This window comes from Candidatus Avoscillospira sp. LCP25S3_F1 (assembly GCF_052117125.1).
Classification (GTDB): Bacteria; Bacillota; Clostridia; order Oscillospirales; family Oscillospiraceae; genus Avoscillospira_A.
In genome coordinates this window covers 110,088-130,154 of the sequence record NZ_JBQKJT010000001.1, presented here as the reverse complement: position 1 = coordinate 130,154, position 20,067 = coordinate 110,088, and the positions used below count along the sequence as shown (strand labels likewise).

The window sequence follows — 20,067 nt, the reverse complement described above, 5'->3', positions numbered from 1 at the left end:
GATGGGAACGCCATTCACCAAGGATATGAACATCATCACCAACTTCCTCAAGGACATGGACATCATCGCCGCCCTGGACGATCAGCCCAACGATGTGGGCGGTCTGACGGCGGCGGAGCTGAAAGCCAAGTTTGACGAAGGCGGCAAGGCCATCCAGTCGTTTCTCAACGACACCCTCATTCCCGAGGTGGTGGGGTTGGATGCCACGGAGACCAGCCGCAAGACGGCGGAACAGGGCCGCGTTGCGGCGGAACAGGCCCGTGTCACGGCGGAGCAGGGCCGTGTGACGGCGGAGCAGGCCCGCGTGACCGCGGATGCGGAGCGGGAGCACGCCGAATATCTGCGGCAATCCGGCGAAACGGGCCGCATTCAGGGCGAAAACACCCGCCGGACCCAGGAGGCGGGCCGGGCCAGAGAGGAACTGGCCCGGGTGGAGGCGGAGCAGGGCCGCATCACGGCGGAGACGGCCCGGGCCGAAGCCGAAGCGGCCCGGGCGGCGGCAGAGGCCCAGCGGGTGGATTCCACCACGGGCATCGTGGCCCAGTCCACGAAACAGGCCCAGAATGCCGCCGCCAGCGCCGCCGCCGCCGCGGCCTCGGAAACGGCGGCCGGTCAATCGGCGGCAGCGGCTTCCACCGGTGGGGAACAGGCCGCCGCATCGGCACAGACGGCGGCCACCGCCGCCGCCACCGCTGCCGACGCGGCCCAGTCCGCCCAGTCCTGGGCCGTGGGCGGCACCGGTACCCGGCCCGACGAGGACCGGGACAACGCCAAATACTGGGCCGATGTGGCCCAGTCCGCCGCCGTGGGCGGCACGCGAACGTGCCGTCTGGTGGTGGGTTCCGCTGCCGACGGCTGGACGGCAACCGACTGCGACTACCTCTGCGACGGCGTGGACGACCAGGTGGAGCTACAGGCGGCCATTGCCGCCCTGCCGGAAAGCGGCGGCGAGATCCGGCTGCTGGACGGGTCGTACCATCTGTCGGCACAGTTCATTCTGGACAAATCCGACGTGACCATCCGTGGCACGCCGGGGGCCACCAAGCTATTCACCGCCTACAACATCACGGGATTGAAATTTTTCGTTCGCATCACAGCCGACCGGTGTACCCTGTCGGGCCTGTGGCTGTCCACCGGCGAGGGATTCAGCGGCGGCATGGCCTGCGGCGTGGAGGTCTCCGGCAAAGAGGTGGTACTGGAAAGTTTGGATTTTCGCAACTTCGCCCTGACGGCCCTCGGCGTCAACCCCACGGCGGAGGATTGCTCCGTGCGGTTTTGCCGGACCAGCGAAAAGGGCGGCATTGTGGTCTCCGCGCCGCGGTGTACCGTCTACGGATGCTTCGTCGGCGAGGGCGGTCTGCTCAACAACGGTGCGGAAGCCCTGATTTTCTGCAATCGGATTCGCGGTATGAACTCCACCATCTGCGGGAGCCACAGCGTAGCCACCAACAATCTGTTTGACGCGTCGGCTTATTTCCGGGTCTACGGCGTGTACATCGGCAACATCGGCGAATACGGCGGCATCACCTTTGTGGGCAATATCGTCAAGGCCAACCAGTCCGGCTACAACTTTTCCATGCGCCTGGACGGCAACGAAAACATCGTGTCCGGCAATGTCCTGGTGGGGTACGGACCCGACGACGGCGGCACGGACAATCAGATCGACGGCAACATTATAACAACAGGAGGGGTGAGCGATGGAGTTTGATTGGATGCGGGCGCTGAAAGGCGCACTGGCCACGGTCATCGGCGCGTTTTCGGCCTTTTGGGGCTGGTTGGGCTGGCTGGTGGTGGCCTGGGCGGCCCTCATGGCCCTGGACTATGCCACCGGCACCGCCGCCGCCCTCAAGGGCGGCGCCTGGCGCAGTCAGACGGCCCGGGAGGGCATCTGGCACAAGACCGGCGAAGTGGTGGTGGTCCTGGTGGCGGCGCTGGGGGATACGGTGCTGGCCACGGTGGTGCGGCAGCTGCCGGTGGTGGAGCTGTCCATGCCCCAGACGGGGCTGCTGGTGCCTCTGGTGCTGGTGTGGTACGCCCTGACGGAGCTGGGCAGCATTGTGGAAAACGCCGCCGCCATGGGCGCGCCCATTCCCGGATGGCTGCGGAAGCTGCTGGCCCTGGGCAAAGACGCCGTGGACGGCGCGGGGAACGGTCTGGGAGGTGGGGCGGTATGAACCTGCTGCTCATCGCCGGCCACGGGGCCGGAGACCCGGGAGCCGTCTGGAACGGGCGGCGGGAGGCCGACGAAACCCGCCGTCTGGCGGCGGATGTGCAGCAGGCCCTTTCCGGCCGCTGCACCGTGGCCCGGTACCCGGAGGACCGCAACGCCTACAGCGACTACCAGGCCGGACGCCTGACGCAGACGGCGCAGTTTTCCCAATACGATGCGGTGCTGGAGCTGCATTTCAACGCCTGCGCCGCCGGGGCCGCCGACGGCAAGCCCAAGGGCGTCGAAGCGTATGTGACCACCACGGAGACGGAAACGGCGCTGGCGTCGGCGCTGTGCGGGGCGCTGGAACCGCTGGGGTTTCCCAACCGGGGCGTAAAGCGTCAGAACTGGGCGGTCATTGCCGCCGCCCGGCGGCAGGGGGTCCCGGCGGTGCTGCTGGAGGTCTGCTTTTTGGACGACGGCGACGACATGGCCCTCTATGACCGCCGCTATGACGAAGTGGTCGCGGCGTTGGCCGACGCCGCGGCGGAGACATTGGGATGGAAAGGGGAGAAGCCCATGACCTATGAGGAATTTACCGCCATGATGGAGCGGTACGAACGGGAGCGGGCGGCGGCGCCGGCCGCGGATTGGTCGGCCCAGGCCCGGGCCTGGTGTGAAACCGGCGGCGTCCTCAACGATGGCCGGTACGGTTCCCATGTGACCCGGGAGGAGCTGGCCCAGGCCCTGTACAATCTGGCCGGGAAGGGACGGTGACGGTATGGCCACCATCCAGACCGGCAGCGACACCCGGTATTATGCCATCCAGCGGTTTCTGGGGGTCAATGAATCCCTGGACGGCGATACTCAGCTGCAGCTGGGCGAGGCGTCCGTCATGGAAAACTGGCGGGTAACGCCTCAGTACCATCTGCGCATCCGGCCGGGGCTGAAGACCCTGTGGAAGTTCACCGGCCCGGTCCGGGGACTGTGGAGCGGCGACCTGGCCGGACGGCGGCAGATGCTGGCCGCCGCCGACGGCCAGGTGTGGCAGCTGACCGACGGCGGAGGAAAAACGGCGCTGGCGTCGCTGACCGACAGCGCCGTGACCTTTCTGCCCTTTTCCAATAAACTGTACATCCTCAACGGCCATGAATATCTGGTGTGGGACGGGACGGGGACGGCCAAAACGGTGGAGGGGTATATTCCGCTGGTGGTGACGGCGGCCACCCCCACCGGCGGCGGTACCAAGCTGGAAAACATCAACCGGCTGACGGCCAAGCGCCGGGTGCGGTTTTCCGCCGACGGCACGGCCCTGGAGTTTCATTTGCCGGAGCAGCAGCTGGCGTCCATCGACCGGGTGGAACAGAACGGCGTGGCGGTGGCAGCGGGCCAGTACACGGTGGACGCGGCCAAGGGGACCGTCACCTTTTTGAAGGCCCCGGCCAAGGGCGTCAACAACGTGGAGGTCTGGTACACGGCCAAGGCGAGTTTCCGCACGCAGGTGACGGCCATGCGGTTTGCCGAGACGTACAACGGCTCCACCGATACCCGCGTGTTCCTCTACGGCGACGGCACCAACAAGACCATCTATTCCGGCATCACCGAGGATGGCCAGCCGTCGGCGGAGTATTTTCCGGACCTCTATGAGATCGCCGTGGACAGCGGCAACACCCCCGTCACCGGTATGATGAAACAGTTTTCGTACCTGATGATTTTCAAGCCCGACGGGGCCTTTTCCACCCAGTACAGCGCCACGACGCTGGAGGACGGCACGGTGACGGCGGGCTTTTACGTCAGTCCCATCAACCGGGAGATCGGCAACGAAGCGCCGGGACAGGTGCGGTCCGTCTACAACGAGCCCCGGACCATGTACGCCGGGAACCTCTACGACTGGCAGTTGACCTCCACGGGCCGGGATGAGCGGCGGGCGAAGATCGTCAGTGACCGGGTGGCCCAGACCATGCACAGCGCCGACCCCTATCAGGTGGTGACCTTCGACGACGAGCGGGAGCAGGAATACTATGTGTTTCTCAACGACGCGGCGGGGACCACGCTGGTCCACCGGTACCAGTACGACAGCGGCGGCGACGTGTGGTACCGGTATACGGGTCTGCCGGTGTTCTGCGCCGTCCGGGCGGGGGCGGCGGTGTATTTCGGCCTCAGCGACGGCCGGGTGTGCAGCTTCACCTATGAGGAGCGCAGCGACGACGGCCAGCCCATCCCCTGCCGCTGGGAGAGCGGCAACATGGATTTCGACGCCGATTTTCGCCGGAAGTATTCGACGATTCTGTGGGTCAGCATCAAGCCCGACAGCAATGCCCGGCTGTATATCACCGCCCGGACCGATAAACGCAGCACCTATACGGTCAAATACGTGCCCATGCAGCTGGCAACGTTTACGTCCATGGATTTCCGCCATTTTTCGTTTATCACCAACCGCAACCCCCAGATCGAGCGGGTGAAGCTGAAGGTGAAGAAATTCGCCTTTTATAAGCTGGTGCTGGAGATCAACGATGTGGCAGCCACCACCACGGTACTGGGGGTGGACATCCGCGTGCGGTATACAGGGTATGTCAAGTAGGGCCTGCCCCCGCCGCGGCGCACCAGTTCCTTCGGTACCATCCACCCATCTTAGAAAGGAGGTCGCAACTTGTCCACCACAGCCCAATGGATTTTCGACCGGGCCATCCATCTGATGGATGAGCAGAACGAAAGCACCGGCAAAACCCAGACCACCGACACCCGGGAATATGAATTCCGGACGTTGTCCATTCTCAACGTCCTGCGCCATGAGGTCTATCCCATCTCCGACACCTACGTTCACACCGACGACGGCAAACGCCCCATTCCGCCGGAGATCACCGCCATGGACCAGGATGTGGGGCTGGATGACGGCGTGGCCCAGGGCATTCTGCCCTATGGTCTGGCGGCCCATCTGCTCCTGGGCGAAAACGACGCCCTGGCAAACTATTTCTCCCAGCGGTATGCGGAGCTGCGCTATCAGCTGGGAGCCAACCTGCCGTCGGTCTGGGAGACGATCCCCCCGGCCTACGGCGGGCTTAACGCCTGATACGAAAGGAGACATTCTATGGGTATTTTCGGCAGCATCATCGGCAATACCATCGGCAGCGTCATTTCCGGCGCCATCAACGCGGCCACCGGCGGCTCGTCCTCCAGTTCCTCGTCCAGTTCCTCCTCGCGGCCGTCTTCCGGCAGTTCCTCCTCCAGCGGCTGGGGCGTGTCCATCGGCACGCCCCGGCCCAATGATTTTTCCGGTTCGGCCAGCGGCATTACGGCCAATAACTCGTTCCAACAGGCCATCATCGACCAGATGAATTCCAATTCCGCCGCCTGGTGGGATGCCACCACCGACGCCGAACGGGACCGGCTCCACCAGCAGAACCAGCAGTTGGCTGAGCTGCTGGGCGGCAACGTCACCTATAACAACGGCGTGTGGGTGGGCCAGGCGGGCCAGACCTTTGAGGAGTATCCCCAGTTTCAGCTGCCGCAGAACGGTCAGATCTCCTACCAGCCCCAGGACCAGAGCCAGAAGCTGGAGGAGATGTACAAGGCCCAGCTGGAAGCCCAGAAAGCGGCGCTGAAAGAGGCCTATGAAAACAACCTCTCCAGTCTGGAGGCGGAGCAGGGGAAGCTGGGGAGCAATTACCAGTCGGCCCGCAACGATACGGCGGCCCAGTCGGCATTGTCGCAGCAGCGATTCAATGAAACGGCGGCGGCCTACGGTCTCAACAGCGGCACGGCGGGCCAGGCGGCCCTGAGCTATGCCACCCAGCTCCAGAGCAATCTGGGCACCTTGCAGGCAGCGGAAAGCGCGGCCAACGCTGAGATTGAGCGCCAGCGGACGTTGCTGGCCAAGGAGTACGAGAACGCCCTGGTGGAGGCCCAGGCCGACAACGATTACGAGCGGTTCAAGGCGCTGTATGAGGAAGCGGTCCGGGTGGACCAGGCATTGCAGAATCAGAGCCAGTTCAACGCGTCCCAGTCGCTGAAGCAGTACCAGACCCTGCTGGACCAGTATTACAAGGACCGGGAATGGGGTCTGACCCAGGATCAGTGGCAGTACGAGCAACAGCAGGACCAGTATAAAAAGGACCTGGAAGCGGCGGAAACTCTGATGAAACAGGGCGATTACAGCGCCTACGGCAAGCTCATGGGCTGGGACGAGGACAAGATCGCCCAGATGGAGGCCGCCTGGCAGGCGGCCAATACCAAGATCGACAGCACAGTGGCTTCCAGCGCGTCTGCGGGGACGTCGTCCGGCTCATCCGCGCGGCCATCTTCCGGCGGGTCCTCGTCCGGCAGTAAGGGCAGTACCGGCAGCAGCGCCAGCAGCAGCGGCGACCCGGTGGTGGACGCCTACCGGGCCGGATGCCGGACCTATTCGGCGGCGGTGGCCTATTTCAAGGGCCTGGGCTACGGCGACGGAATTTCCCAGAACATGGCCCAGGATTTGGAGCGGCGCATGGCCAAGGGGGAGGTTGGTGTCAACGAATCGAAGGTGATGCAGCTGTACAACAACATTCTGGAGATGCGCGACACATCGCTGAACCGGAACGACCCCAATTTTGCCCGCAAGGCCATCGAGGAGTATCGGAAACAGACGTCCCTCCAGCTCAACGATGACGAGGTGGCCTGGCTGCTGTCCAAATTCGGATATACCGCGTAAAAAAGGCCGCACAGCACCCAAAAATAAAAAGTTTTACTCGATTTTTTTCAAAAAATCGCGGAGTCCAGAGGCAGCGCCTCTGGTCGCCCGCCGCAGCGGGCGAAACACCCGCTGGCCGCAGCCAGCGAAACTCCCGCCCGTCGCAACGGGCGAAATACCCGCCCCGCGCACGGGGCGAAATCCCCAATCGTTCCAAAGCGCCATCCGCAGATGGCGCAATCCCCCGGCAAAGCCGAAGGCCGCCGTCCCCACCCCGTCAGCGGGTGGAGGACGGCGGCCTTATGTCGTAGCGGGGTACGATGGTTCCTCCCGCCCCCCAATGAAGCGGGGCATCTGGTCCATGTTCGGGGGACGGCAGTTTATTCGGAGGAAACGGGAAAGCCGCCGTCCACCACCCCGCGAGGGGTGGGGACGGCGGCTTTGGGGCTGACGCCCCGGGGATTCCGCGCCTTGCGAGGCGCGGTTCGGGACGATGGGGGATTTCGCTGGCTGCGGCCAGCGGGATTTCGCCCCGTGCGCGGGGCGGGTGTTTCGCCCGCTGCGGCGGGCGGGTGTTTCGCGCCTTGCGCGGCGCGGGAGTTTCGCCCGTTGCGACGGGCGACCGGGGCTTTGCCCCTGGACCCCAGAATTTTTTCGAGAAAAAATTCAGTAAAAGCTTTTTCGTTTGGGTGCAGCGGTCAGTTTCGGGCGGTGCGCAAGCGCCGGGCCGCCTCATTATATCGGGCCGTAAACCACTGGGCAAAGGCCGTACAATACTGCCCCGTATGGTCGCAATACGTCCGGTTCATGCACCCGTCGCAGGGATAGACCAGCGTCTTCGCCCGGTACCATCCAAAACAATCGTCCCATTGCCGTGCCAGCTCCCGCCGCCATTGGGTCTCGTCCTCCCGGTCCACACGGTAGGGCGTATGGCCCCGCCGGGCCCGGCTGGCCATGGTCAGAAAGGATGAATATGTCATTCCCATCCGCCGGGCGCAGTCCTGAGAACCGCCCCGGGCCACCAACCGGCCCGTGGACCGGTCGGTGACGATGTATCGAATTTGAGGTCGTGTGTCTGTCATGCCAATTCCTCCCTGTAACCGCACAGGACAGCCAGCTCCGCCGGGTCCAGCATCTCACAGGCCATCGGCCCCATGCACCCCCGGTGGACCATCTGGCCCGCCCCGGTGAAAATGTCGTTTCCTTCGTAGATTTCGTGGCCGCACCAGGCGCAGAAGCCCCGCTGCCGGGGCTCCGGCGGCGTCAGCGGCAGCTCAGGGGCCACAGCCCGCCATACCGCCGTACCGCACCCTCCTTTCGCTCCCACCGCGCCACCTGTTCCTCCGCCGCCCGCAGGCAGCGGTAACTGGGCCGCCCGTTGAGCATGGCCGTCACATAGGGCCGGGAATAGCCGATGGCGTCGGCCAGCTCCTGATGGGTGTACCCCAGCCGGTCCAGCTGGTATTTCAGTCGCTCCGAACGGGTAAATCGTACCATGAACGTTCCTCCTCCGTTGTATCAGTCCGTTTTATGGGACAGCTGTTGTGGTATTGTAAAACAAAAACCGAAAAAACTTGGAAAAACCGTTGATAATCATAAACTACAGTGGTACAATAAAACCGGCGGCAGCGGTGCGTGCGCCGGGCCGGTCCCCAGAGAAGATGTTTATGGTCATCAACTACAATTCCAGTATATCCCTAAAATATCAAGAAGTCAAGGGGGTATGTTGACTGGTATAAACATCCATCGGGGCAAATGGATGGAGGATGAACAAAATGTTCTACGATGTGTATTGTCAACTGTGCCGGTCGCGGGGTCTGACGCCCAGCGGCGCGGCGTCGCGCATTGGATTCAACCGGGCCAGCGTCACCCAGTGGAAAAACAGCGGCAATCCGCCCAAACAGGAGCTGCTGCTGAAGATCGCGTCGTTTTTCAACGTGTCGGTGGACTATCTGCTCACGGGCCGCGAACAGACGGAACCGGACCGGTCCGTGGAGCTGGATGGCTTGGAGTTTGCCCTGTTCGGCGAGGTCCGGGACATGACCGAGGCCCAAAAGCGCGACGTGTTGAAATTCGCCCAATTCATCAAGGAGAAGGGGGAATAGCCTGTGATCCGACCGTGGCATATCTATGAGGAGGCGGAGGAGCAGGGCATTCAGGTTCATTTTCTGCGGTTTGAGGAGGTCGTAGCCATGACGGTGCCGGGCCATATGGCCATCGATACGGAAAAACTGGCTACCACCGCCGAGGAGACCACCGTGGCGGCCCATGAGCTGGCTCATAGCTGTACCGGGTCCTATTACGGCGCCGACGCCACGGCCGAGGAACGCCAAAAGCGGGAGAACGCCGCGGACCGGTACGCCATCCGTCGCTATCTGCCGCCGGAACAGCTCCAGCAGGCCGTGGACAGCGGCCTTACAGAATGCTGGCAGCTGGCCGAATACTTCGGCTTCACCGAGGACTTTATCCGGAAAGCCATCTGCTTTTATCGCTGCGGCAACCTGGCCGATGAACAATTTCTCGTCCATGACTGAGGTGCCGCCGGGGGGATTTCGCCCTGTGCAAGGGGAATTTCGCCCGCTGCGGCGGGCGACCGGGGGCGCTGCCCCCTGGACCCCTGCGATTTTTTGAAAAAAATCGAGTAAAACTTTTAAAGTTTGGGATATTTAAGATATTTATTCGATTGAATGCGGTGCGCTGGAAGGAGTGCGGTAAAGTGCTCAATCCATGCTTCGCATTGTTATCGAATAGAACCCAGTTCGCTTCCTGTTTCAAACGGGCGCAAGGGCGGCAAGGGCCGGTTTGGCAAGAGCACCCGGCGCACCGGGCCGCAGACACAATCGGACCGCGCCTGCCATAAGATATCAGGGGGAAACCCCAGACTATTTGCGGAAATGGAGCGAATGACTATGGGTAATACCCTGGGATTACAGGAGCTGCGGCCCGGACAGCGGGCTGTGGTCTGGTCTGTGGACCCGGCGGCCCCGTTGAGCCGCCGGTTGTTGGACCTGGGATTTGTAAAAGGGACAGAGGTCCGTTGTCTGGGCCGCAGTCCGTTTGGGGACCCGTCGGCCTACGGGCTGGGGGGGACGGTGCTGGCCCTGCGGGCCATGGACGGCGCCGCCGTCACGGTGACGGAGGCCGCGCCATGGGACTGACGCGGCGGGCCACGGGCCGGTATGCCGTGGATCGGGGCCTGTATCTCCGAAGCTGCCCCGAAGATCGAGTCATTGCCCTGGCGGGCAATCCCAATGTGGGAAAAAGCACCGTGTTCAACGGTTTGACGGGGCTACATCAACACACCGGCAACTGGCCCGGCAAGACCGTAGCCAATGCCCAGGGCCGTTGTTCCGACGGCTGCCGGAATTATATTGTGGTGGACATACCGGGGGCCTATTCCCTGTCGGCCCGGTCGGCGGAGGAGCAGGTGGCCCGGTCCTTTCTCTGCTTTGGCCGTCCCGACGCGGCGGTGGTGGTCTGCGACGCCACCTGTCTCGAACGGAGTTTGCACCTGGTGTTGCAGGTGATGGAAACGGGTCTGCCCGTGGTGGTCTGCGTCAATCTGCTGGACGAGGCCCGGCGGCGGGGCATGAGCGTGGATGTTTCGGCTCTGGCCCGGCGGCTGGGGGTACCGGTGGTGGGCACCGTGGCGCAAAAAAAATCCACCCTGCGCCGGATTCTCCGGGCGTTGGGCGAACTGCTGGACGATCCGGGGGACGCTACGCCGCTGCGGCCGGTCTACGGTGCGGCGGTGGAAGCGGCGGCGGCCCAGGTGGAGGACGCGCTGCAATCGGTGGACCTGGGCAATCTGGACCGCCGTTGGGTGGCCCTGCGGATTCTGGAAGGGGAACCGGACCTGATGGACCAGTTGGAGGAGACCGTGGGCCGTCCGCTGCGGTCCCTGGCGGTCCCCCTGGACCGGGGCCTGCTGGAGCGGGACCTGGCGGAAACGCTGCATCTGACGGCCCGGGCCATCTGCGCCGAGACCGTCACCCGGACGGCTCCCAGAGGGGAGGGCCGTCTGGACCGGATTTTCACCGGAAAATGGACGGCGTTTCCCGTATTGCTGCTGCTTCTGGCGGCGATTTTCTATTTGACCATGGCCGGGGCCAATGTGCCGTCGTCGTGGCTGGCGGCGCTCTTTGACCGTGGCGGCGCGGCGCTGAACGCGCTGCTGTCCGGCGCGCCCGACTGGGTGCGCAGTGCGTTGATAGACGGCGTTTACGGTGTGCTCTCGTCGGTGGTGTCGGTGATGCTGCCGCCCATGGCCATCTTTTTTCCCCTGTTTACCCTGTTGGAGGACAGTGGATATCTGCCCCGCGTGGCCTATGTCCTCGACAAACCCTTTGAAAAGTGCCGCGCCTGCGGCAAACAGGCGTTGACGATGATGATGGGCTTCGGATGCAACGCCGCCGGTGTGGTGGGCTGCCGCATCATCGATTCCCCCCGGGAACGGCTGCTGGCCATGCTCACCAATAATCTGGTACCCTGTAATGGCCGTTTTCCCACGCTGCTTGCACTGTCGGCCATCTTTTTCGCCGGGCGGGGCGGCATCGTCCCGGCCCTGATGGTGACTGGTTTTGTGGTTTTGGGCGTGGGGCTGACGTTCCTGCTGACCTGGATGTTGTCCCGGACCGTGCTCAAGGGCGTACCGTCGTCCTATGTGCTGGAGCTGCCCGCCTACCGCCGTCCCCAGGTGGGGCAGGTGGTGGTCCGCTCCCTGTTGGACCGGACCTTGTTCGTCCTGGGCCGCGCCGTGGCCGTGGCGGCCCCGGCGGGCCTGCTCCTGTGGATTCTGGCCCACTGGACCATAGGCGGCGTGAGCATGCTCAACCATGCCGCCGCGTTTCTCGACCCGGTGGGGCGGTTCCTGGGCATGGACGGTGTGGTTTTGCTGGCCTTTCTCCTGGGCTTTCCCGCCAATGAGATTGTGATTCCCATTGCGGTGATGATCTATCAGGCCCAGGGCGCCCTCAGCGATACGGGTACCTATGCGGCCTTGGGCCAGGTGCTCACCGCCAACGGCTGGACCTGGGTCACCGCCCTGTGCGTCCTGCTGTTCTCCCTGTGTCACTGGCCCTGTTCCACAACGCTGCTGACCATCCGTAAGGAGTCCGGCAGCTGGAAATGGGCCTTGCTGGCCGCCCTGGCCCCCACGACCCTCGGCGTGGTCCTCTGCGCCCTGGTCAATTTAGTGCTGGGGTAGGGCGGGGGATTGCCCCCGCCGCCGGCGTGGGTTTGCCTGGATGCTCCGGCTTCCAATGATACCATATTCCCAGTCGGGAACTTGCCTATTTCCCGGAAATATGACCCGCCGCCCTTTTTGACGAAAAATTAAATTTTGTTCCGGATACCATCGGAATTGATAAAATAACCTGAAAATGAACTGGAAAAAGTGTCGATAAAAAATTGGGATATTCTGGTTTTTCATACTTGCAAAATATTGGTAATTATGGTAAATTATTGGTGTCGCAGGCATCGGAAACCCGGCGGCTTTTGTGGAGAATCAAAATTACCGACAGGAGAGGAACCAGATGGAACAACGTATCAAAGCACTGATCGCCGACGGAAGTGAGGAATTCTGTGAGCAAGTACGAACTGCCATGGAACGAGCCGGCGGCTTTCAACTCATCGGAACAGCCCGGGATGGACATAGAGCCGTGGCAATGCTGCGGGAGCAGACGCCGGATGTGTTGGTGTTGGATTTGGCGCTGCCCCTACTCGACGGCATGGCTGTATTGCAGGCGGTGGCGCAGATGGAGAAGCGCCCCATGATCCTGGTAACGTCCAGCTTTATCACCGAGTATGTGGCCAATGTGACCTCCACCATGGGGGTATCGTATCTGATGCTCAAGCCCTGTGACGCGGCGGTGGTGGTGGAGCGTCTGCGGGAGATGTGGCAGACGCGGCAGAAGCCCAAGGCGCCTGCGTCGTCGCTGGACCGGCTTTCCGCCGGACGGCAGGCCAGTGTGGAATCCATGGTCACCAACATCATCCATGAGATCGGCGTCCCGGCCCATATCAAGGGCTATCAATATCTGCGGGAGGCCATTTTGATTGCGGTGGAGGACATGGAGGTCATCAACGCCATTACAAAGGTGCTCTATCCCCAGGTGGCCAAGACGTTTTCCACCACGCCCAGCCGGGTGGAGCGGGCCATTCGTCACGCCATAGAGGTGGCGTGGGACCGGGGCGACCTGGAGACGTTGCAGCGGTTTTTCGGATACACCGTATCCAATACCAAGGGGAAACCCACCAACAGCGAATTCATCGCCCTCATCGCGGATAAATTGCAGTTGCAGCTGAAAAACGCGCAGCTGCCCCAGAGCGTTTGAGGCAGGGGAAAAAGAAGGGGAAATGCAAATGAACAAGACACTGGTACGCACAGCCCTGACCACCGACCAGACAGGCCGGTCCGTACAGCTGGACTACTATCTGCTCAGCGAGTACGCGGCGGGCCTGGAGCAATATGGTACGGAGGTGGTGCTGCGGCGGGGCCGGGAGGATGAACGGTGTGCTGTGGGGTGTATCACGCCGCTGGCCTCGTCCATGACCCGCATCATCGGCCTGCTGGCCGAGGCCACCGTGACGCCCACGGGGCTGCGGGACGTATTGGAGGACATTTTATAGCGGGAATCCAAGGGAAACAGTGGACACGGCAGGGGGAAATCTGCTATAATCTCTAGCATAGTCAAACCGGGAGGTCTAAAGAGAGATGAAGTGTCCCTATTGCGGCTATCAGGAGAGCAAAGTGGTGGATTCCCGCCACAGCGACGATGGTCTGAGCATCCGCCGCCGCCGGGAGTGTCTGGAGTGCGGCAAGCGGTTTACCACCTATGAGACGGTGGAGTGTCTGCCCATGGTGGTGGTGAAGAAGGACGGCAGCCGCCAGAGCTTCGACCGGGGAAAGATTTTAGGCGGCATGGTGCGGGCCTGTGAAAAGCGTCCCGTGTCCATGGCGGATCTGGAAGCGGCCGTGGATGAGATCGAGCAGACCATTCAGAACTCTCTGGAACGGGAGGTCAGCACCACCCAGATCGGGGAGCTGGTCATGGAGCGGTTGAAACCCCTGGATGAGGTGGCCTATGTGCGCTTCGCGTCGGTGTACCGCCAGTTCAAGGATATCAATACGTTTATGCAGGAGCTCAACAAGATTCTTGCGGAGAAGTGAAAAAGACGCAGCGCCGGAGCCGTTTGGCTCCGGCGCTGCTGCGTGATGGGGCAGGGGAGCAGGCCATGGAACGGCAAAACGACGTCCACATGGCTCTCGAAACCCGGGCGTCGATCGTTTTTGCATACGCAATACTGCTTTTGATTTGGGTCATATTGGATTTTGCCCAGGCGGCCCGCCGGAGGCACAGGGATGTGGGACATGGGTTCCTCCTCTCTGGATGGGATGGTAAAATTGACAAGTTCTTGCATATTATACCAAAAACCGTAAATTTCTGCAATAACGGGGTGCAGCCGGTGGGGGCCGAAACGGAAAAGAGACGGTTTGGAACAGGAAAATCTTGTCGAATCATATTGTATTTTCCAGTTGGATGGGATATGATAAAATAAATATGGCACCGGCCTCCGCCCGGGCCGCTGCGGCGCAGGAAGCAGGAGGCGGCCCCTGTCTCGGCAGCCACGATGCGGGCGTTTGCCGTACCTGCGGCAAAACCGCACCAGAGAACTTGAGGAAAAGGAAGAGGACCATGAAACTACGCACCAAAATTTTGTTGCCACTTTCCATCATTTCCATCTGCGCGGTGATGGCACTCGGCGGTATCTCCTATTTTTTCGCCAAAAATGAGGTCATCAGCATTTACCGGGAGCAGATCGAGGGTACCATTGTTTCCCTGGAAGAGGAAATCAACGTCACTGAACAGGTCCAGAACGTGGTGCTCAGCGATTTGAGAAACCGCAATCTGTCGGTGACAAAGGCGCTGGCGCAACTGATTTCCCTGCGGCTGGCACAGATGACCCCGCCGGCCCAGTACAGCGCGGCGGAGCTTCAGGCGCTGGCCGACCAGTTGGATGTCAGTGAAATCCATGTGGCCGATCAGAACGGCATCCTCTATTGGAGCAATGTGGAGGATTTTTACGGCTTTAACTTCAATTCCACCGAACAGGCCCGGGAATTTCTGAAACTGCTGTAAGATCCCTCTCTGGAGATCATCCAGGAACCCCAGGCCAATTCCATCGGCCAGATCGTCCAGTATACGGGCGTTGCCCTGGACGGCGGCAAGGGCCTGGTGCAGGTGGGCATTGATGCGCAGACGACGGAGACGCTGGACAATGTCCTCTCTCTGCAAAACCGCATCCAGTCCATGAAAATCGGTGAGACCGGTTCCGTGGGCGTTGTCCAGGACGGCGTGTACGTGGCCCACAGCGACGCATCCCAGGTGGGGGCCACGGCGGCCGCGGCGCTGACGGCGGCAGCCGGACAGGCGGATTGGGTCCGTCTGGACGGGCAGAAGTATCTGGCCGCCGCGTCCCAGTACGAGGATATGACCATTGTGGCCTATCTGCCCGCGACGGAGTATTCGGCCAGTCTGAGCAGCATGCTCCTTGCCAACGGCACCGTCGGCGCGGTGACTGTGGTGGCGCTGGTGCTGGCCCTGTTCTTCTGTATGCAGACCATCATCCTCCGGCCGGTCCGGGAGCTCAGCGGCAATCTGCGGCTGATCCAGCAGGGGCGGCTGTCGGAGATCAACGTCCAGCATCAGAGCCAGGACGAATTGGGACAGCTGGCTTCGGATATGCGGGATATCAGCCGCAGTCTGAGCCAGGTCATGCGCGCCCAAAGCGATATGCTCAGCGCCTTTGCAGCCGGTGATTTCACGGCCAGACCCAGCCGGCCCGAGGCGTATGTGGGCGAGTACAGAACCCTGCTGGATGCCAGCATCAAAATGTCGAAGAATGTCAGCGACGCGCTGCGGGAGATCAACGAAGCGGCCAATCAGGTGGACGCCGGCGCCACCCAGGTGTCCAACAGCGCCCAGGCCCTGGCCCAGGGCGCCACGGAGCAGGCCAGCGCCGTGTCGCAGCTGACCGCCACGGTGGAGGATCTCTCCAACCAGATTTCTACCCAGCTGGCCGACAGCGCCGTGTATGTGGAAAGCTCCAACGCCCAGGCCCAGGAGGCCAAAAAGAATCTGGACGACAGCCGCCGGAAGATGCAGGAACTGATGGAGGCCATGGAGGAGATCAAACAGAGTTCCTTCAACATTCAGGAGATCATCAAGACCATCGACGACATCGCGTTCCAGACCAATATTCTCGCCCTCAACGCGGCGGTGGAGGCCGCCCGGGCCGGTACGGCGGGCAAGGGCTTTGCCGTGGTGGCCGACGAGGTCCGCAGTCTGGCCGGGAAGTCGGCGGAGGCGTCCCGGAAGACCCAGGAATTGATCCGCAGTTCCATCCAGTCGGTGGAGCGGGGGACCGATCTGGTGGGCGATACGGTGGAGGTCGTCAACCAGACGGCAGAATATGCGTCCAATACGGTGGCGGCCATGACGAAGATTGCCCAGGCCGCCAAGGAGCAGGGCGAATCCCTGGCACAGGTGAGCCAGGGATTGGAGCAGATTTCCGGCGTGGTCTGCAACAACTCTGCCACCGCCGAGGAGAGCGCCGCCGTCAGTGAAGAGATGAACGGTCAGGCGGCCATGCTGAAAAATCTGGTGGGGAAATTCCAGATTTGAATCGAGAACCATATGTACATTGTGCAGCCCCGGATTCCCTTGGGAATCCGGGGCTGCTGCTTGTATGGGGAACCGGGCGGCGGCTATAGCACATTATAATAGTAGGGCTTTTCCATGTCGCACAGATGGTTGATCTGTTCGATCAGGTCGGCGCAGGTGGGTTCAAATTCCTCGGCACAGCCGTTTTGGGCGTATTCCACCAACTGCCGGAAGGTGGAGTTGACCTGATCGGCTTCGGCGTGGCGCAGAACCATACCGAAAAAGCCCCGGCGGCGGCGCCAGAACTCCCACGTTTCCGTCACCAGCGCTTCGGCCTCGTCGAAATATTCCCGGTCGGCCATCTCCAACGCCTGTTCCAGACGGGAGGTGGCGTGGGTGGTCCAGCGGTTCAGCACCAAAAGGGAGGTGCAGCAGGTGGCAAGACAGAGCAGCAAAATCACGATGCCCATGGTCAGATGCTTCATGCGTCCACCTCCTGACGGCACAGGTACAGCTTGCCGCTTTTGGTCACCGTCAGCAGGAAGACCTCCTGGGCCTTACAGCCGAAGTGGCGCAGCTGCTTGTCCAGCCAGGCCTGGTTCCGGCCCGACGCTTTGAGCTGCTCGTCGAGAATGACGCCGTCGCTGATGACGGCCACGGGCATTTCCGCTGCGTCCACATGGACTTGCAGGTCCTGGGCCGTGGGGGGCTGATACTTGGGGTCCAAAATGGCGCTGATCTTGCCATCTACCTCCATGATGGCATACTGGACCGTGCTCAGATCGAGAATGCCCTGGGCCCGTAAATGCTGAATCAGTTCATCCACCGTGAGCCGCGTCTCCATGAGGTTCTGCACCAAAATCTGACCGTTTTCCATCAGCATCACGGGGCTGCCGGAAAGGAATTTCCGGACGGGCCGGAACCGGATCGACAAAACGGAAAAAATCAGTTCGATGGACAGCACCGTTAAAATGGGGATGACGCCGGCGAACAGGGGAATGCCGATGTCCTGCATGGGTACCGAGGCCAGATCGGCAATGAGGATGGCCACCACGAATTCCGTCGGCTCCAGTTCGCCCAGCTGCCGCTTGCCCATGAGACGGACGGCGGCAATGAGCAGCACATATAAAATGATGGTACGAATGTAAGAAATAAACATAGATTCCACCTCTCAAAAACAGTATCTGCGTGATTTTGCCGATTATGTGCCACAGGGGACTAAAGCGTGAAAGCAAATCTTGCATTTGCTGCAAAAATGCGGTATTCTGTAAAAAACTACAGGTCCGAACGGGACCGGGAAAGAGGTAAGGACACCATGAACATTGCAGAGATCTTCGGCCAGAACATCTTCAGCGAAACCGTCATGAAGCAGTGGCTTCCCACCAAGGAGTTTTCCGAGGTCATGAACGTGCTGCAAAACGGCGGCCAGTTGAGCATGCAGACCGCCGACGTCGTGGCCAACGCCATGAAGGACTGGGCCGTCAGCAAGGGCGCCACCCACTATACCCACTGGTTCCAACCCCTCACCGGTATTACCGCCGAGAAGCACGATTCGTTCCTGACGCCGCCCGTGGCCGGTAAGACCATCCTCAAGCTGACGGGCAAGCAGCTCATCATGGGCGAGCCCGATGCGTCTTCGTTCCCCTCCGGCGGCCTGCGCGCCACCCATTACGCCAGAGGCTACACGGCCTGGGACATGACCTCCCCGGCCTTTATCAAGGAGCAGGCCTGCGGCGCGGTGCTGTGCATCCCCACGGTCTTCGTCTCCTTCACCGGCGAGGCGTTGGACAACAAGACGCCGCTGCTGCGGTCCATGGAGGTTCTAAACGAGCAGACCCTGCGTCTTCTGCGGCTCTTTGGCAACACCACATCCAAGAAGGTCCTCCCCTCTGTGGGCGCGGAGCAGGAATATTTTCTGGTGGACCGTCAGAAATACCTCAAGCGCCGGGACCTGATCTATACGGGCCGCACCCTGTTCGGCGCCAAGGCCCCCAAGGGCCAGGAGCTGGACGATCAGTACTTCGGCGTCATCCGCGAGCGCGTCGGCGCGTATATGAAGGACCTCAACGAGGAACTGTGGAAAATGGGCATCACCGCCACCACCCAGCACAATGAGGTGGCCCCGGCCCAGCATGAGATGGCTCCCATTTTCTCTGACGCCAACGTGGCCGTGGACCAGAACCAGCTGGCCATGGAGACCATGAAGCGCGTGGCCACCCAGCACGATCTGGTGTGCCTGCTCCATGAGAAGCCCTATGCCGGTGTCAACGGCTCCGGCAAGCACAACAACTGGTCCATCAGCACCGATGACGGCCTGCGGCTTCTGGACCCCGGCCCCAAGCCCAATGAGAATTTGCAGTTCCAGCTGATTCTGGCCTGCATCGTCAAGGCCGTGGACGTCCATGCCGACCTGCTGCGCAACGCCGCCGCCTGCCCCGGCAACGATCACCGTCTGGGCGCGCAGGAGGCCCCTCCGGCCATCGTGTCCATCTTCCTGGGCGATCAGCTGGGGGATTTGGTGGAGCAGATCACCCACTCCGGCGTGGCTGCCGGTGTGCTTCAGAGCGGCAAGCTGGATACGGGCGTCTCCACCCTGCCCGTGATCAATAAGGACGCCACCGACCGCAACCGTACCTCGCCCTTTGCCTTCACCGGCAACAAGTTTGAGTTCCGCATGGTGGGTTCCTCCGATTCCATCGCCAATGCCAATACCACCCTGAACACCATTGTGGCCGAGGCTTTCTGCGAGGCCGCCGACATCCTGGAAAAGGCCCATGACTTTGTCCACGATGCAAAGACATTGGTGGCCCGCTATATGATCGAGCACTCCGGCGTGATTTTCAACGGCAACGGCTATTCCGATGAGTGGGTGGCCGAAGCGGCCCGCCGCGGCCTGCCCAACCTCAAATCCATGGTGGCCGCCGTCCCGGCCCTGACCACCGAAAAGTCCGTGGCCCTCTTTGAGAAGTTCGGCATCTTCACGAAAGCCGAGCTGGAGAGCCGCGAGGAGGTCATGTACGAGACCTATGCCAAGACCGTCCATATCGAGGCCCAGACCATGATCCACATGGCCGGTAAGCACTACATCCCCACGGTAATTCAGTTTGTGACGGGCCTTGCCAATTCCATCAACGCGGTCAAGGCCGCCTGCCCCACCGCCGATGTGACCACCCAGCAGGACCTGCTGACCCGCTGCTCCGACCTGCTGGCCGAGACCCATGAGGCCCTGGCCGCCCTGGAGAAAGTCGTGACGGAAACCATGGCCCTGGAGAATGTCCCGGAAATGGCCAACGCCTTCCACGACCAGGTCATGCCCGCCATGGCCGCTCTCCGCGCCCCCGTGGACGAACTGGAGCTTCTGGTGGACAAGGACCTCTGGCCGGTGCCCACCTACGGCGATCTGATGTTCGAGGTGTAAGAGGGGAGACCGCGGCAAGGGGCGTTTCGCCCGTTGCGACGGGCGGGAGTTTCGCGCCTTGCGAGGCGCGACCGGGGGCGCTGCCCCCTGGACCCCTGCGATTTTTTGAAAAAAATCGAGTAAAACTTTTATCTGGCAATGGATTCCGCAGGAATCCATTGCCGGGTGT

At 61.8% G+C, this 20,067-nt stretch carries 22 protein-coding genes; 17 read left to right on the top strand and 5 right to left on the bottom strand.

Going from position 1 to position 20,067, the window contains the following annotated elements:
* Window position 1: 1 nt before the first annotated feature.
* The 6 genes from ACTQ33_RS00695 to ACTQ33_RS00670 all read left to right on the top strand — a co-directional run bounded on the left by ACTQ33_RS00695 (window position 2) and on the right by ACTQ33_RS00670 (window position 6,836).
* Window positions 2–1,708: a hypothetical protein gene (locus ACTQ33_RS00695; protein WP_441461227.1), complete on the top strand. Its 1,707-nt coding sequence runs from the start codon at window positions 2–4 to the stop codon at window positions 1,706–1,708.
* A complete protein-coding gene (locus tag ACTQ33_RS00690; protein WP_441461226.1) occupies window positions 1,698–2,174 on the top strand; it encodes a phage holin family protein in 477 nt (158 codons plus the stop codon). Before ACTQ33_RS00695 ends, ACTQ33_RS00690 begins: the two co-directional genes overlap by 11 nt.
* The gene (locus ACTQ33_RS00685) at window positions 2,171–2,926 is read left to right on the top strand and encodes an N-acetylmuramoyl-L-alanine amidase (protein ID WP_441461224.1); all 756 of its coding nucleotides are present in this window, start codon (window positions 2,171–2,173) and stop codon (window positions 2,924–2,926) included. Before ACTQ33_RS00690 ends, ACTQ33_RS00685 begins: the two co-directional genes overlap by 4 nt.
* A gap of 4 nt (window positions 2,927–2,930) precedes the next feature.
* The gene (locus tag ACTQ33_RS00680) at window positions 2,931–4,730 is read left to right on the top strand and encodes a hypothetical protein (protein WP_441461222.1); all 1,800 of its coding nucleotides are present in this window, start codon (window positions 2,931–2,933) and stop codon (window positions 4,728–4,730) included.
* 69 nt (window positions 4,731–4,799) lie between these two features.
* Complete coding sequence (locus tag ACTQ33_RS00675; protein WP_441461220.1) at window positions 4,800–5,219, top strand: hypothetical protein; 420 nt, start codon at window positions 4,800–4,802, stop codon at window positions 5,217–5,219.
* A gap of 18 nt (window positions 5,220–5,237) precedes the next feature.
* Window positions 5,238–6,836: a hypothetical protein gene (locus tag ACTQ33_RS00670; protein ID WP_441461218.1), complete on the top strand. Its 1,599-nt coding sequence runs from the start codon at window positions 5,238–5,240 to the stop codon at window positions 6,834–6,836.
* A 677-nt stretch (window positions 6,837–7,513) separates the two neighbouring features.
* Here the strand turns inward: ACTQ33_RS00670 and ACTQ33_RS00665 are convergent.
* From ACTQ33_RS00665 to ACTQ33_RS00655, 3 genes are read right to left on the bottom strand one after another with little or no spacing between them, the layout of a single operon-like run.
* A complete protein-coding gene (locus ACTQ33_RS00665) occupies window positions 7,514–7,897 on the bottom strand; it encodes a hypothetical protein (RefSeq protein ID WP_441461217.1) in 384 nt (127 codons plus the stop codon).
* Window positions 7,894–8,100 (bottom strand): hypothetical protein, encoded by a 207-nt coding sequence (locus tag ACTQ33_RS00660; RefSeq protein ID WP_441461215.1) that lies wholly within the window; start codon window positions 8,098–8,100, stop codon window positions 7,894–7,896. Before ACTQ33_RS00660 ends, ACTQ33_RS00665 begins: the two co-directional genes overlap by 4 nt.
* Window positions 8,079–8,312, bottom strand: coding sequence for a helix-turn-helix domain-containing protein (locus ACTQ33_RS00655; RefSeq protein ID WP_441461214.1), 234 nt, complete (start codon window positions 8,310–8,312; stop codon window positions 8,079–8,081). The genes ACTQ33_RS00660 and ACTQ33_RS00655 overlap by 22 nt, the downstream gene beginning before the upstream one ends.
* A gap of 278 nt (window positions 8,313–8,590) precedes the next feature.
* Here ACTQ33_RS00655 and ACTQ33_RS00650 point away from each other — a divergent pair, with 278 nt between their 5' ends.
* The 10 genes from ACTQ33_RS00650 to ACTQ33_RS00605 all read left to right on the top strand — a co-directional run bounded on the left by ACTQ33_RS00650 (window position 8,591) and on the right by ACTQ33_RS00605 (window position 16,501).
* Complete coding sequence (locus ACTQ33_RS00650; protein ID WP_441461212.1) at window positions 8,591–8,920, top strand: helix-turn-helix domain-containing protein; 330 nt, start codon at window positions 8,591–8,593, stop codon at window positions 8,918–8,920.
* 3 nt (window positions 8,921–8,923) lie between these two features.
* Complete coding sequence (locus ACTQ33_RS00645; protein ID WP_441461210.1) at window positions 8,924–9,349, top strand: ImmA/IrrE family metallo-endopeptidase; 426 nt, start codon at window positions 8,924–8,926, stop codon at window positions 9,347–9,349.
* A 375-nt stretch (window positions 9,350–9,724) separates the two neighbouring features.
* Window positions 9,725–9,973 carry a FeoA family protein gene (locus tag ACTQ33_RS00640; protein ID WP_441461208.1) on the top strand — a complete coding sequence of 83 codons (249 nt, stop codon included), beginning with the start codon at window positions 9,725–9,727 and terminating at the stop codon, window positions 9,971–9,973.
* Window positions 9,964–12,021, top strand: a complete 2,058-nt coding sequence (feoB, locus tag ACTQ33_RS00635; protein WP_441461206.1) for a ferrous iron transport protein B — start codon at window positions 9,964–9,966, stop codon at window positions 12,019–12,021. Before ACTQ33_RS00640 ends, feoB begins: the two co-directional genes overlap by 10 nt.
* 328 nt (window positions 12,022–12,349) lie before the next feature.
* Window positions 12,350–13,150, top strand: coding sequence for a sporulation transcription factor Spo0A (gene spo0A, locus ACTQ33_RS00630; RefSeq protein WP_441461204.1), 801 nt, complete (start codon window positions 12,350–12,352; stop codon window positions 13,148–13,150).
* A 28-nt stretch (window positions 13,151–13,178) separates the two neighbouring features.
* On the top strand, window positions 13,179–13,445 hold the full coding sequence (locus ACTQ33_RS00625; protein WP_441461202.1) for a DUF6514 family protein: 267 nt from the start codon (window positions 13,179–13,181) through the stop codon (window positions 13,443–13,445).
* An 85-nt stretch (window positions 13,446–13,530) separates the two neighbouring features.
* Window positions 13,531–13,986, top strand: a complete 456-nt coding sequence (nrdR, locus tag ACTQ33_RS00620) for a transcriptional regulator NrdR (RefSeq protein WP_441461200.1) — start codon at window positions 13,531–13,533, stop codon at window positions 13,984–13,986.
* 65 nt (window positions 13,987–14,051) lie between these two features.
* Window positions 14,052–14,375 carry a hypothetical protein gene (locus tag ACTQ33_RS00615; protein WP_441461198.1) on the top strand — a complete coding sequence of 108 codons (324 nt, stop codon included), beginning with the start codon at window positions 14,052–14,054 and terminating at the stop codon, window positions 14,373–14,375.
* Window positions 14,376–14,512: 137 nt separating this feature from the next.
* The gene (locus ACTQ33_RS00610) at window positions 14,513–14,956 is read left to right on the top strand and encodes a hypothetical protein (RefSeq protein WP_441461196.1); all 444 of its coding nucleotides are present in this window, start codon (window positions 14,513–14,515) and stop codon (window positions 14,954–14,956) included.
* 96 nt (window positions 14,957–15,052) lie between these two features.
* Window positions 15,053–16,501 (top strand): methyl-accepting chemotaxis protein, encoded by a 1,449-nt coding sequence (locus ACTQ33_RS00605; RefSeq protein WP_441461195.1) that lies wholly within the window; start codon window positions 15,053–15,055, stop codon window positions 16,499–16,501.
* Between the two features lie 83 nt (window positions 16,502–16,584).
* On the opposite strand, the gene ACTQ33_RS00600 is transcribed toward ACTQ33_RS00605, so the two are convergent.
* Window positions 16,585–16,965, bottom strand: a complete 381-nt coding sequence (locus tag ACTQ33_RS00600; RefSeq protein ID WP_441461194.1) for a DUF4363 family protein — start codon at window positions 16,963–16,965, stop codon at window positions 16,585–16,587.
* On the bottom strand, window positions 16,962–17,639 hold the full coding sequence (locus ACTQ33_RS00595; protein WP_441461193.1) for a DUF421 domain-containing protein: 678 nt from the start codon (window positions 17,637–17,639) through the stop codon (window positions 16,962–16,964). The genes ACTQ33_RS00600 and ACTQ33_RS00595 overlap by 4 nt, the downstream gene beginning before the upstream one ends.
* A 156-nt stretch (window positions 17,640–17,795) precedes the next feature.
* On the opposite strand from ACTQ33_RS00595, the gene ACTQ33_RS00590 reads away from it, so the two are divergent.
* Window positions 17,796–19,898 (top strand): glutamine synthetase III family protein, encoded by a 2,103-nt coding sequence (locus tag ACTQ33_RS00590; protein WP_441461192.1) that lies wholly within the window; start codon window positions 17,796–17,798, stop codon window positions 19,896–19,898.
* The last annotated feature ends 169 nt before the right edge of the window (window positions 19,899–20,067 follow it).

Coding starts and splice junctions, on each gene's coding strand:
- ACTQ33_RS00590 (WP_441461192.1), top strand. CDS start 17,796: ATGAACATTGCAGAGATCTTCGGCCAGAACATCTTCAGCGAAACCGTC.
- feoB (WP_441461206.1), top strand. CDS start 9,964: ATGGGACTGACGCGGCGGGCCACGGGCCGGTATGCCGTGGATCGGGGC.
- ACTQ33_RS00690 (WP_441461226.1), top strand. CDS start 1,698: ATGGAGTTTGATTGGATGCGGGCGCTGAAAGGCGCACTGGCCACGGTC.
- ACTQ33_RS00695 (WP_441461227.1), top strand. CDS start 2: ATGGGAACGCCATTCACCAAGGATATGAACATCATCACCAACTTCCTC.
- ACTQ33_RS00665 (WP_441461217.1), bottom strand. CDS start 7,897: ATGACAGACACACGACCTCAAATTCGATACATCGTCACCGACCGGTCC.
- ACTQ33_RS00595 (WP_441461193.1), bottom strand. CDS start 17,639: ATGTTTATTTCTTACATTCGTACCATCATTTTATATGTGCTGCTCATT.
- ACTQ33_RS00670 (WP_441461218.1), top strand. CDS start 5,238: ATGGGTATTTTCGGCAGCATCATCGGCAATACCATCGGCAGCGTCATT.
- spo0A (WP_441461204.1), top strand. CDS start 12,350: ATGGAACAACGTATCAAAGCACTGATCGCCGACGGAAGTGAGGAATTC.
- ACTQ33_RS00680 (WP_441461222.1), top strand. CDS start 2,931: ATGGCCACCATCCAGACCGGCAGCGACACCCGGTATTATGCCATCCAG.
- ACTQ33_RS00610 (WP_441461196.1), top strand. CDS start 14,513: ATGAAACTACGCACCAAAATTTTGTTGCCACTTTCCATCATTTCCATC.
- ACTQ33_RS00655 (WP_441461214.1), bottom strand. CDS start 8,312: ATGGTACGATTTACCCGTTCGGAGCGACTGAAATACCAGCTGGACCGG.
- ACTQ33_RS00640 (WP_441461208.1), top strand. CDS start 9,725: ATGGGTAATACCCTGGGATTACAGGAGCTGCGGCCCGGACAGCGGGCT.
- nrdR (WP_441461200.1), top strand. CDS start 13,531: ATGAAGTGTCCCTATTGCGGCTATCAGGAGAGCAAAGTGGTGGATTCC.
- ACTQ33_RS00685 (WP_441461224.1), top strand. CDS start 2,171: ATGAACCTGCTGCTCATCGCCGGCCACGGGGCCGGAGACCCGGGAGCC.
- ACTQ33_RS00600 (WP_441461194.1), bottom strand. CDS start 16,965: ATGAAGCATCTGACCATGGGCATCGTGATTTTGCTGCTCTGTCTTGCC.
- ACTQ33_RS00625 (WP_441461202.1), top strand. CDS start 13,179: ATGAACAAGACACTGGTACGCACAGCCCTGACCACCGACCAGACAGGC.
- ACTQ33_RS00650 (WP_441461212.1), top strand. CDS start 8,591: ATGTTCTACGATGTGTATTGTCAACTGTGCCGGTCGCGGGGTCTGACG.
- ACTQ33_RS00615 (WP_441461198.1), top strand. CDS start 14,052: ATGGAACGGCAAAACGACGTCCACATGGCTCTCGAAACCCGGGCGTCG.